We start from the raw sequence: 12,890 nt of genomic DNA, 5'->3' as shown, positions 1-12,890 counted from the left end.
TATATTATAAAGTACGATATTAATAGATTCACAAACCCTCAAGGTGGTGAGCAATACATTGATTCATAAAAAAATATATAATGCTAGAAACTTAAAAACAGCGAAAGGCACTTTAATTATTGAAGGTCCTGTCTCTACACATAACTTAGAAATGTATGAGTTTCATCCAGACTTAATTGCGTTTCGTCCTGCCGAGCAACAATATAAAGCAATTGTCGAAATTTCTAAATTACCAGAAGCTCGTCTCATTATTGCTAGACATGACCAAACAATTGTTGGATATGTTACATACTTGTATCCTGATCCACTTGAACGATGGTCAGAAGGAAAAATGGAAAACTTAATTGAGCTTGGAGCAATTGAAGTAGTCCCAGCCTTCCGCGGGAGTTCTGTCGGAAAGAACTTACTAGAGGTTTCTATGATGGACGATTATATGGAAGATTACATTATATTGACGACTGAATATTATTGGCACTGGGATTTGAAACAAACAGGATTGAATGTGTGGGAATACCGAAAAGTAATGGAGAAGATGATGAATGCTGGCGGGTTACAATGGATGGCTACAGACGACCCTGAAATTTGTTCACATCCTGCCAACTGTTTAATGGTCCGCATTGGTAAACGCGTTGATACGGATTCTATTCAAGCTTTTGATCGTCTACGTTTTCACAATCGTTTTATGTATTAATAAAGGGGGCAACTGGAATGATTGTAGAAGAAATTATGAATCAAAATGTAGTTACATTACATCCAAACGATACAATCGAAACAGCAATCCGAACGATACGCACGAAAGGCATTCGGCACATTCCAATTGTCGATCAAAATAATCACGTCGTAGGCATTATTTCTGATCGGGATGTAAGAGATGCAAGTCCGTCTATTCTAGATGAACAAGTTTCACTCGATATGCTACAGCAACCGCTCGAACTTATTATGAAACATCCTGTTATGACTTGCCATCCTCTCGATTTCGTTGAGGAAATTGCTACTTTATTTTTTGAAAATAAAATTGGCTGTCTTCCTGTTACAAAGGCCGGGAAGTTAGTTGGAATCATTTCTGAATCTACAGTACTGCACACATTAGTAAAATTAACAGGAGCACATCAACCAAGTTCGCAAATTGAAATTCAAGTAAAAAACGAACCTGGTATTCTTGGAAAAGTCGTTGCTATTTTTAGTGATTTACAAATAAATATCGTGAGCGTTCTCGTCTACCCAGCAAAAGACGAGAATGATAAAGTACTCGTTTTCCGCATTCAAACGATGAATCCTCTAAAAGTGATTGATGCACTTGAAGCAGAAGGTTACCGCGTATTATGGCCAAACATCATGGGGATGCAGGCATGAGTAGCGCGTTTATTTATTCGGATGACTTTCGGGGCTATTCATTTAGCCCTGATCATCCTTTTAACCAACTGCGCGTCACACTTACGTATGATTTATTACAAAAGGGCGGTTTCATCTCTCCCTCTCAAATCATCTCACCACGGATGGCTACAGATGAAGAGATCGCCTACGTTCATACAGAGGAGTACATAAATGCGGTAAAACGTGCTGGAGAAGGAAAGTTAGAAAAATCAATTGCAATGACATATGGACTCGGAACAGAAGATACACCGATGTTCCCAAATATGCACGAAGCAAGCGCATTGCTCGTTGGCGGTACGTTAACAGCTGTCGATGCTGTTCTTTCCGGAAAAGTAAAACACGCGCTTAACTTAGGAGGCGGCTTACATCATGGCTTCCGTGGTAAAGCATCTGGCTTTTGTATTTATAACGATAGCTCCATAGCAATGAAATATATTCAAAAGAAATACGGTTTACGCGTCTTATATATTGATACAGATGCTCATCACGGTGATGGCGTACAGTGGTCGTTTTATGATGACCCTAACGTATGCACCATTTCACTGCATGAAACTGGTCGCTATTTATTCCCTGGAACTGGCGCTGTAAACGAACGTGGACAAGGTAATGGTTATAGTTATTCTTTTAACGTTCCACTCGATGCTTTTACAGAAGATGAATCATTCTTAGAATCATATCGAACTGTTGTAAAAGAAGTTGCAGCGTACTTTAAACCGGATATTATTTTAACGCAAAATGGTGCTGACGCACATTATTATGACCCACTTACACATCTTTGTGCGACAATGAATATTTACCGCGAAATACCGAAGCTCGCTCGTGAAATTGCTAATGAATATTGCGAAGGTCGCTGGATCGCTGTCGGTGGCGGTGGCTATGATCACTGGCGCGTCGTTCCAAGAGCTTGGGCACTCATTTGGCTCGAAATGAACAACATCCAAAACATCTCAGGTTATCTCCCTCCAGAATGGATTGAAGCTTGGAAAGGACAAGCAGAAACAGAACTTCCCCTCACATGGGAAGATCCAGACAACATGTATAAACCTATCCCCCGTAAACCAGAAATTGAAGAAAAAAACGCATTAACTGTAGCGAAATCCCTTGAAATTATTCGGAATAATATGACAAAATCTTTATACTAAACGAAAAGGAGGCTCGTTTTTGAATAGCCTCCTTTTATTTAAAGCTTGCTATTATTGTCGTTTTCTGTCGATAAGTCGATATATTTTAATAATCGCTGATATATTCCGAGTTACGCCGATATATTTTGATAATCGCTGATATATTCCGAGTTGCGCCGATATATTCTAATAATCGCTGATATATTTTCATTTTATAACAGTCTGGCCCAACTTTTATGAGAAAAGGTCGTGATATTATGTGGACACAACAAATAATCAACACGAAACGCGGTACATTTGAACTCTTTACAAAAGGAAATGGCGAATCGCTTTGTATTACACATCACTATTCACAATTTAATGAAACTGGTGATTACTTTGCGGATGTTTTTACTGCTACGCATCGTGTATTTCTCATTAATTTACGAGATACTGGTCGCTCTGTAACCGCCCAGTCAGAAAACGAATTAAGCATGATTGAAACAATCCACGACTTAGAAGCAATACGAGAAGCATTACAACTTCCAACATGGCATTTCGCCGGTCATTCAACAGGTGGTATGCTTGGACTTTTATATGCGATTACATATCCAAATTCCTTACAATCATTAGTCGTAGCAGGAGCTGCAGCAAGTAACTATACCGAAACACCATTTTGCATTTATCACCCAGCACATCCACAGTTTCATTATATGCAAAAACTCATCGAAAACTTAAAAAGCCCTCACCTTACAAGTGAAGAACGAAAAGAACTATCTACTGAGAGAACAAAATTATCATTGTATAAACCAGAAAACTACAACTCTTATTTTTGTAAACCAATCAATAAAACAATGTCCGTTAGCCGGATGAACGCTTTCGCCAATGAATATCCTTCATTTGATTTAAGAGAGTATTTACCTTTCATCCAAACAAAGACACTTATTATATGCGGAAGATATGATGTGCAGTGTCCAGTTCAATATTCTATCGAGATACATGATGGGATACGTAATTCTATCTTCATTCCATTCGAAAACAGCAACCATTATCCTTTTTTAGAAGAAGCGACCCTGTTTACTTCTACTACTCAAATATTTTATAAATCGTTACGCCAGTACCGTTATTATTAAGGAAAGCTCACAGTCTCTATAAGACTATGAGCTAAATTTTCAGAAGAAATATTTCGTACTATATAAAAATAAAAGATAAAAGGAAAAGAGCACCAAACCTACATCAAACAACACTGACTTTTTATCTCCTTCTTTTAAACCTATCGTAATATTAAAAATGCTTCTAACTATCCAACCTAATACTAAAAATAACCAGCCGAAATGATCATTTGTATAATCTTTATCATAAAACATTTGTATTGCACCAATAATTAATAAAATAATTATAATATTAGTTCCAATCCTTAAGACCTTGTTTGATTTATTATCTTGTAATGTATCTCCCAAAATGTAGCACACCCTCTCATGCTCTACTATATTTTATCTCTCTTTATATCTTAACACAAATTACCTATTATTTCCTTTTGACAAATAACATAAAAAACCTGCCAATTACTCGGCAGGTATATTACACGTTAAAACGATAACCAGCTCCCCATACTGTTTCAATATATTGCGGGTGAGCAGGATCTCTTTCAATTTTTTCACGTAGCTTTCTAATGTGGACGACAACAGTGGCTAAATCCCCAGCGGAATCTAATCCCCAAATGCGTTCAAATAACTGTTCTTTATTTAATACTTGGTTTGGATGTGTGACAAAGAATGTTAATAAATCAAATTCCTTCGTTGTAAACGCAACTTCTTCATTGTTTATAAAAACTTTTCTCGCTCGTTGATCAATAGAAATTCCGTGAATATATAACGTATCACGTTGCTTACTTACATTTCCTAATAATCTTTCATAACGGGCAATATGTGCTTTTACTCTTGCGACTAATTCACTCGGGCTAAACGGTTTCGTTATATAATCATCCGCTCCTAATCCGAGTCCGCGAATTTTATCTATATCTTCTTTTTTTGCTGAAACAAGTAGAATCGGAATATCTTTTACAGCACGTATTTGTTTACAAATTTCGAATCCGTTCATTTTCGGAAGCATAATATCTAAAATAATTAAATCATAGTCTTCTTGCAGAGCTGTTTGTAAACCTATTTCTCCTGAATGCTCTACATCAACTTGGAAATCATTAATTTCTAAATAATCTCGCTGTAATTCTGCAATACTTACTTCATCTTCTATTAATAAAATTCTTTTCAATTTACTCACCACATTCCTCTACTTTTTCCAATGAGAAGAAAATGCTTGTGCCTTTACCAAGCTCGCTTTCCGCCCAAATTTCCCCGCCATGTTCTTCAACAATTTGCTTCGCTATTGCTAAACCAAGTCCACTTCCACCTGTGCTAGAATTCCGCGATTGCTCTGCACGATAAAAACGTTCAAAGATATACGGCAATGTATCAGATTCTATACCTGATCCGTTGTCCATCACTTTCACAATAACTTTATTATTATCACTCGATACTGTTACAGTAATTTTCTTCTCTTCTTTATCCATGTATTTCACACTATTATGAATTAAATTTGATATAACTCTATTGATCTTTTCGCAATCAGCCGTTACATATAGTGGTGATGCATGTAACTGTAGGCGCACTTCTATACCTTCTTTACTTAAATCCATCTGCATCTCTTCTATTAATTCTTGCATAAACGTATTTAATTCAACTGTTTCAAACTGGAATGGAACTCGATTCAAATCGAGCTTCGAAAATAAAAATAGTTCATCAATGAGTGTGTCCATATGTTTTGCCTTCGTATGGATAGTTGTTAAATACTTATCCATTTTTTCTGGCGTATTTGCTACCCCGTCCTTTATTCCTTCTACATATCCTATAATTGATGTAATCGGTGTTTTTAAGTCATGAGAGATGTTTGAAATAAGCTCTTTTCGATTTTCTTCATACTGTGTTTGCATCTCTATCGATTCTTTTAATCTCTTCCTCATTTCCTCAAACCCTTGATTTAATTGCCCTATTTCGTCTTGGGATGTAATTGGTATTTGAAAATCTAAATTTCCTTCTTTAATTTTCTCCGTTGCGCCTTTCAATACAAAAATTGGTTTTATTACACTTCTTGAAACGAGGTAACTTAATAATCCAATGAGTAAAATGGCTAGTAGTAAAAGCGATACGAATAAGATTGGAAATAATTTTTGTGTAAGATCTACAAATGAACTTTGCTTTTTTAATACAAATATACTTCCCTCTTCTTCCTGAGGAAAATAAAAATCAAACTTTACATATCGATAAAATGTATCGCCTAGTTCCGTTGTACCACGACTATTAATATTTGCTGATTCAAATTTCGGAAGGGCTTCTTTTAAAGATACACTTTCAAATACGTTTGAAGCATATGAAAGTGTTTCTCCTTTTCTTACTACTATTTTCACACCCTCTTTTTCTATTGCTGAGACAAACGACTCATCTAACAATTGAGATTGATGCTGTTTGGCTGCTGACTTCAACTCAAGATAGGCATTCTCTTCTTCTGGTGTAAGCGGCTTTTGAATGTAAGAACTTTTATAGAAATTTTTCACTGCTTCCAAGTCACCTGTTATCGAAAAAACGATTAAAAATCCCGTGACTAATATAAGCGTAATGGAAACGAGGATAACAGCAATATAAGAAAATAAAAACCTTGTTTTAATAGACATATCTTAAATCCTCACTTTATCAAACCTTATTATTTATAAGCATAAAAATATATGTTCAATTACTCAAGCGATTTTATAGTAATTTTAGCGTCAGTTTATAAAAATTTAATGTTCCTATTTTACAGTTGAAATTAGGAGGTTGAAATTCCATGTTCAAAAAAACATTCAGTATGATATGTTGCGTAATTTTTTTACAAGGATGCTCGCAAGAACAAGAAGTAAAAAAGGAGATGATAAACATGGAGACTGCACTACTAGCAGCTACTGAAAAAAATGAAACGAATACTGTTATATCTTTACTAAAACAAGGCGCAAATATAAATGCGACGGATAGTCAAGGACGTACTCCGCTTATGATTGCTACATACAAAAATGATGTAAAAACCGCAAAGGCACTTATCAAAGCTGGTGCTGACGTAAATATCCAAGATGACATGAAAAATAATCCCTTTCTATACGCCGGTGCGGAAGGTTACTTAGACATTTTAAAACTAACAATTGATGCTGGTGCAGATCCTACGATTACAAATCGTTACGGCGGAACAGCTCTTATCCCAGCCTCAGAACATGGCTATATTGACGTTATAAAAGAACTACTCACTCAAACAAATATTGATGTAAATCATGTAAATAACTTGGGATGGACAGCTTTAATGGAAGCCATCGTACTAAGTAACGGAAACGAAACACAGCAACAAGTCATTCGCCTTCTTATTGAGCACGGTGCAGATGTAAATATTCCAGACAATGATGGTGTTACTCCGCTAGAGCATGCTCGCGCTCATCACTTTGAGGAGATAGAGAAGATTTTGTTAGAGGGGAATAAGTAAAAAATGTACTAAAAAATCCGAAGCGCTCATCACTTCGGATTTTTTAACAACCTTATTTATCCATAACAACAGGAAGCTGGAATGAAACAATCGTTCCTTTTCCAAGTTCACTTTTTATTTCTAATCCAGTTCCGTATAACTGTTTTAATCGTGCATCCGTATTCAATAAACCTATTCCCTGTTTTTGATTCGGTTTTTTCACTAATATTTCTTTTATTTTTTCATCTGACATGCCTATCCCATCATCCGCAATCGAAATGTTTATAAATCCACTCACACTCTCTATTTTTATATGAATGCTTCCACCCTTTGCTTTTTTTAATATACCATGACGCACAGCATTCTCTACTAATGTTTGAATAGAAAACGGTGGTACTACACATTCTATTCCATCTTCGACTTCCAGCACGCTCTGTATTCTCTTTCCAAATCGCTCTCTTTCAATATAAAGGTATGATTGAAGTAAATCTAATTCATGCTGTATAGGTACGGTTTCCGCTAACACTTCTTCACCAAAACTGGCTCTTAAATACGTTCCAAACTCAACAATTAATTTCTCCATCCTAACAATATCAATTTCACCTAATGCAGCAATCGTATTTAGTGTATTAAAAAGAAAATGCGGCTGAATTTGCGCCTGAAGCCAAGCACCTTCCATTCTTATTCGCTCATGAATTGATTGCTTTAACTCTGTTAATGCATTAATTCTCACTTTTAATTCCAGTGCATCTATAGGCTTTACAATGTAATCATTCGCCCCAGCAAGAAATCCTGTATAAATATCTTCTGGCTGCGACCTAGCGGTTAACAGTACAATAGGCAACTCTGCAATAGAGTATTGGGTACGAATCATTTTTGTTAATTCATAACCTGACATTTTCGGCATCATCACATCTACTAATATCATATCCCACTCCATATTTAACCGCTCCAAAACCTCTCTTCCGGTTGTTACCGTTTCAAGTTCATATTCATCTTGTGGTAATATACTCTTTAATACTTTTAAATTTATAGGATCATCATCAACAGCAAGAATTCTCCTTCTATTACCGACTCGATTATCCTTCATTTCAACTTGTTTTAATTCCACTACTTTTTCAATTGTTTCTTTTGACACAATTAGCATCTCTTCTCTTTCAGCAAGTGGTAATGTGAATGTAAAAGTAGAGCCTTTATGTAAAACGGATGTAACAGTAAGTGTTCCCCCGTGCATTTCCACTAATTGTTTACAAATACTTAGCCCAAGTCCAAATCCTCCACTTTCACCATATGAATCACTACCTTGTTCATATGGAAGGAAGATTCGCTTTTGCGCTTCTTTATCAATTCCAATACCAGTATCTGTAACCTGAATAGCCGCGTAATTTTTTCGTTTTTCAACATCAATTGTAATAGCCCCTTCATCCGTAAATTTAACTGCATTATGAAGTAGGTTAAATAAAATTTGAATAAGACGATTTTGGTCAGCTAATACAAATGGAAACCGTTCAGGGATATTCGCGATAATTTGTAATTTCTTTTCTTCTCCAATAAACTTTTGCATATCAATCACCATTGTAATAATTGGTTGCAAATCAACCGGTCTCTTATGAATCGGTATCCCTTTCTGCTCCATTCTTGTAACATCTATTAAATCGTTCAACAAATACGACATACGCCTTCCTATTGTCATTAATAGTTTTAGATGTTGTTTACTTTCACCATTTATCGCTTTCTCTTCATCCATTACACTTTGTGCAATATTCATCATCCCATGTAACGGATTTCTAAGTTCGTGCGCTGTATTTGCTAAAAATTGATCTTTCTTATGATGCTCTTCTTTTAATTTTCCAACCAGTTCACTATTCTCATCACTCGTGCGAAAGAATCGGATAAACCAAAAAGTCGAAAATGATACCATTGCTAAAAAAATATCAAATGGATAAAAATCCGCATCAAATATCCTCGCAAACCCTATGCTATACATGAACGCAAACTCTTTAAAACTCGCACACAATACTCCAGAAGTAGCACTAATCACTGTAAAAAGTAAAAAGATTAAATCATACTTTCCACTTTCCACCACTCGTAAAACAATAATTGCTGTTAAAATGAATGGAATAATAATTGTAAAAAATAATATAAATCCAAAATCTTGCACTAGTCTAGGTGAAGAAAACAATACTACGAAAACATAAATTCCACATAATACGATGGTAAATAAAATAAATTTATTGTCCCCATAACCTCGTAAAAACCTTTTCATATACAGTAAAATAAATAAAGCGAAACCTACAAACGATGTATATATAATTTTCATATATGTTGAAAATTCAAATTCATACAAAGAGAACAAAAAACGTTCATCCGTAATTAAAAATATAATACCTGCAAATATACTACCAAGTGAAAAATATAGAATCTCAACATTTTTCGGCTTCATCACAAAAATGATAAATGCATATATACCATGTAAAAACACTATTGTCGTTGCAATAATTTGCATCATAAGATTGTTAAAGCTATCCTGTACAATAGCATTTTCACTGCCAAAACGCACTCCACCTGTAATCCCGCCATGTTTCGATTCTTGTGTCGTTTTCGTAACAGGAATAAGAAGATTAATTACCCCTTGTTCATTCGCTTTTACCTTTATGACAGTTGGTGTAAGTGAAGTTTTATGTACATCATTCGGTTTAAAAATACTTCCTCTTTCCTGTACAAGTTCTCCATTTACATACAAATCGAACTGATTATGAACACGCTGTATTTTTAAGCCGTAATTTTCATTCGAATTCTTCACTTTGATAGATAGCGCATACGTGCCATATTCTTTTTGATGAGTACGATCAACTCTTTCTTTCCAGTTCCCCGGAACATTAATATATTCATAATCTTTATTATTTTCCTTCATTTGATCCGGGGTAAGTAAAACATTCGGATAAAATTTCCATTCACCATTTAACGTAACTAAATTTTTTTCGCCAAATGTTATATCTGATAAATTTACTATCCCTTCTTCAGCATGTGGTTGATTTATATAAAGAGATTGTTTAAACCAAATGGAACGAAAACCGACAATACAAAGGATAAATAAGAATACTACTATCAATATTTTTCTTTTAGACATACTTATTCCCTCTTTATAAAATTACGGAATCTTTTCAAATCTTTACCATAACATATCACACTTTCTTTATCGAGTGAATAATAACTATATTCTAAAAATATTCCCATCACTCGTACTTTAACGTTTTTTCACTTTAAAATAAAGAAACATTCCAATGAAAAATAATAGAACGATTACTATTCCAATCATCCACTTTTCTACTACAAATGGATTCACTTGAGCCACAACTGCTTCCTTTTCTTTCACTTCAAAAGGAACCCGTTCCCCTCGAACTATCAATCTATGTGTATTTACTCCATAAGGTGTGCATGTAACTAACGTAACGTAATCTTTATTTTTCACAACTAATAAATCATTCGTTTCATTTGGTAATACAACTTTTATTTGATCCACCTTATAAGCAAGCACTTTATTTAATGAATGTATGTAAAAAGTATCTCCCTTCTTCACCTTATCCAAGTCCGTAAATAATAAAGCAGAAGGCAAACCACGATGCCCCGTTAAAACAGCATGCGTACTTTCTCCCCCTACTGGCAAAGAAGAAGCATTAATATGTCCTACTCCTCGGCTCAAAACATTTTCAGATGTGCCAGCATAAATTGGAAGCTTTACATCAATTGTAGGAATTTCAATATACCCCATACTCTCACCTACATTTAATACATCTGCATATGAACGTCCACTCTCGTCGTCCCCTTTTTCATTAAATGGATCCGAAAATGACTGTGACGTCGTCTGGACATTTTTATTATATTCATTCGCTTCTTTCTCCCTACGTTCAATTTCTTTTTGCTGTAACTCTTTTACTTTTTTATCATACGAACTAACCGCTGAATAATGAGCTCGTGTTGCTAACCAATTACTAACTGTTGGATATAAGAAAATACAAAGTCCCAATAAAAAAATAGCACCAAATATAATGTTACGTTTCATCATATCCTCCTATAAAGTGAAACTTTAATCAGTGTAGGTTTTGTTCATCCCACTGATTGTTAGCCCTCAAATAACGGGCTAAAATGCCGAAAAAGAGGAAAGGCCTCCCTCTCCTCTTTTCATTACCGTTTAAATCGCTTATTAATTATTTGTTGCTTTTTTTCTAAAGAAAACAAATGCTGCTATTATCATTAATACAAGACCTACTACAGTAAATAAGATTGTACCGATACCACCTGTTGAAGGTAAAATCCATCCACTCTTATTATTTTCTACAGTAAGTGTAACTGTTTTATGATCAGCATCAATCTTTACATGAATTGGCTCTCTTAATTGCTGATAACTACCTGTTGTACCATCTTCTTTTTCATAAGTTGGAGCTTTCGTTTCCACAACTTGATACTCACCGTAAGGTAGCTTATTCCATGTAATTACACCATTTTTATCAGATGTACCTACTACTTTCTTTCCATCGATTTCTACTGGATTTCCTTTTGTATCTTGCAGCGCAAATTCTGCACCTTCTAATTTCTTACCATCCTTCCCATCAACTTTCGTTAATGTAATACCACCAGTCGTTGGAGTAACGATAACTGGTTTTGTTGCCTTCTCACCTGTTACATCATCTTTGTTTTTAAATGTAATTGTTGCCGTATTCGGAATCTCTACTCCTGTTTCTACGCCATCTCTAATTTGTGCTTTAATTTGCAAATGAAACTCTTTTTTGTTATCTAATTTAGAGAAATCTTTTACAGTAGCCGTTACTTTTTGACCGTCTACAACTACTTCTACAACACTTGCATCTACTACTTTACCATCAATTTTTACAACTGGTTGATCTTGAATTTCTAATCGACTATCTAATACATCTGTTACGACATAATGTTTATAATCCTTAATATCTTCTGGAATTAGTGTTTTAATATCATAGTTATAATCCGTCTTCGTATTAATTGGTAAATTGTTTAAATCTCCATTAATCTTCTTATCAATTGTTGGTTCTTCATAGTTTTTCACATCAACTTTAACTACTTCACCAGAAGTAACTGTACCATCTTTATTAATTACACCAGATTCTTTAATGAAGAATTCATATTTTTTCGGATCCAACACATAACCATCTAGCGCTTTCGTTTCTAAAAAGTAATACTTCCCGTACGATAAGTTACCGACACGAATTTTACCATTTCCATCTGTCTCCAAACCTTTTTCTAACTCTGTTCCATCTTCTTTATATAAAGAGAATTGAACACCCTTTAACGCTTTATTTTCCACACCAATTTTTGTTAATTCTACTGCACCACGTTTCGTTTCATTTTTCGGATAAATTTTAACATCATATGTTAATACTTTCCCATCTTCACTTGTCATCGGGATATCAACTTTGTATGTTTTTGTGTCTATATTTACATGTGGTGGTCCAGAAATTTCTTTCACTTCGTAACGACCTAGTGGTAAATCGCCAAAAAATGCAATCCCATCCGCATTCGTTTCAACTTCAATTGGAACTCCATTTACTGGTTTGATGTCTTCTTTAACAATTTTCCCATCGTTTGAAATTGTTCCAAATGATTCAACTTGTTTAATTTGATACACAACTCCTGCTAAAGGCTTCGCATCTTTAGGAATTTCTATTCCTTTAGAGCTACTTTCTTTTAAAGCTGGATTATTAAGCGGCTCTTGTTCAAATTTATGGATTGTTAACGTGCCTTTTTTTTCACTTTTCGATTCCGCTTTTATTAACATACTTGGCAATGAAGCAAATGCTAGCAAAAAGATTAAAAACATACTTAAAAATTTTTTCATTTCTCGTTCTC

Annotated in this window: 11 protein-coding genes; 5 read left to right on the top strand and 6 right to left on the bottom strand. The window is 34.8% G+C overall.

Going from position 1 to position 12,890, the window contains the following annotated elements; genetic code table 11:
• The first annotated feature begins 58 nt into the window (after positions 1-58).
• The 4 genes from acuA (at position 59) to AB6801_RS07110 (ending at position 3,607) form a co-directional block, all read left to right on the top strand.
• Positions 59-691: an acetoin utilization protein acetyltransferase AcuA gene (acuA, locus tag AB6801_RS07125; protein WP_000581388.1), complete on the top strand. Its 633-nt coding sequence runs from the start codon at positions 59-61 to the stop codon at positions 689-691.
• A gap of 17 nt (positions 692-708) precedes the next feature.
• Positions 709-1,353, top strand: a complete 645-nt coding sequence (locus AB6801_RS07120; protein WP_000634583.1) for an acetoin utilization AcuB family protein — start codon at positions 709-711, stop codon at positions 1,351-1,353.
• Positions 1,350-2,516: an acetoin utilization protein AcuC gene (gene acuC, locus AB6801_RS07115; protein ID WP_000092824.1), complete on the top strand. Its 1,167-nt coding sequence runs from the start codon at positions 1,350-1,352 to the stop codon at positions 2,514-2,516. Before AB6801_RS07120 ends, acuC begins: the two co-directional genes overlap by 4 nt.
• Before the next feature lie 215 nt (positions 2,517-2,731).
• Positions 2,732-3,607, top strand: a complete 876-nt coding sequence (locus AB6801_RS07110) for an alpha/beta fold hydrolase (RefSeq protein WP_135238130.1) — start codon at positions 2,732-2,734, stop codon at positions 3,605-3,607.
• Between the two features lie 39 nt (positions 3,608-3,646).
• On the opposite strand, the gene AB6801_RS07105 is transcribed toward AB6801_RS07110, so the two are convergent.
• The 3 genes from AB6801_RS07105 to AB6801_RS07095 all read right to left on the bottom strand — a co-directional run bounded on the left by AB6801_RS07105 (position 3,647) and on the right by AB6801_RS07095 (position 6,201).
• Complete coding sequence (locus AB6801_RS07105; protein ID WP_000502934.1) at positions 3,647-3,934, bottom strand: hypothetical protein; 288 nt, start codon at positions 3,932-3,934, stop codon at positions 3,647-3,649.
• A 121-nt stretch (positions 3,935-4,055) separates the two neighbouring features.
• Positions 4,056-4,745, bottom strand: a complete 690-nt coding sequence (locus AB6801_RS07100; protein ID WP_001986686.1) for a response regulator transcription factor — start codon at positions 4,743-4,745, stop codon at positions 4,056-4,058.
• A 1-nt stretch (position 4,746) separates the two neighbouring features.
• Positions 4,747-6,201: a sensor histidine kinase gene (locus AB6801_RS07095; RefSeq protein WP_000023890.1), complete on the bottom strand. Its 1,455-nt coding sequence runs from the start codon at positions 6,199-6,201 to the stop codon at positions 4,747-4,749.
• Positions 6,202-6,350: 149 nt separating this feature from the next.
• Here AB6801_RS07095 and AB6801_RS07090 point away from each other — a divergent pair, with 149 nt between their 5' ends.
• Positions 6,351-7,031, top strand: a complete 681-nt coding sequence (locus AB6801_RS07090; protein ID WP_098203078.1) for an ankyrin repeat domain-containing protein — start codon at positions 6,351-6,353, stop codon at positions 7,029-7,031.
• 52 nt (positions 7,032-7,083) lie between these two features.
• Here the strand turns inward: AB6801_RS07090 and AB6801_RS07085 are convergent, their stop codons facing one another.
• The 3 genes from AB6801_RS07085 to AB6801_RS07075 form a co-directional block, all read right to left on the bottom strand.
• Positions 7,084-10,140, bottom strand: coding sequence for a hybrid sensor histidine kinase/response regulator (locus AB6801_RS07085; protein ID WP_000044276.1), 3,057 nt, complete (start codon positions 10,138-10,140; stop codon positions 7,084-7,086).
• Between the two features lie 117 nt (positions 10,141-10,257).
• Positions 10,258-11,073 carry a class C sortase gene (locus AB6801_RS07080; RefSeq protein ID WP_370941047.1) on the bottom strand — a complete coding sequence of 272 codons (816 nt, stop codon included), beginning with the start codon at positions 11,071-11,073 and terminating at the stop codon, positions 10,258-10,260.
• 141 nt (positions 11,074-11,214) lie between these two features.
• Positions 11,215-12,879 (bottom strand): SpaH/EbpB family LPXTG-anchored major pilin, encoded by a 1,665-nt coding sequence (locus AB6801_RS07075; RefSeq protein WP_098340783.1) that lies wholly within the window; start codon positions 12,877-12,879, stop codon positions 11,215-11,217.
• Positions 12,880-12,890: the final 11 nt, after the last annotated feature.

It is taken from the genome of Bacillus sp. RCC_6_1 (genome assembly GCF_041360755.1).
GTDB classification, from domain to species: Bacteria; Bacillota; Bacilli; order Bacillales; family Bacillaceae_G; genus Bacillus_A; species Bacillus_A cereus.
The sequence above is the reverse complement of the archived record's forward strand: the minus strand, read 5'-3'. Positions and strand labels throughout refer to the sequence as shown.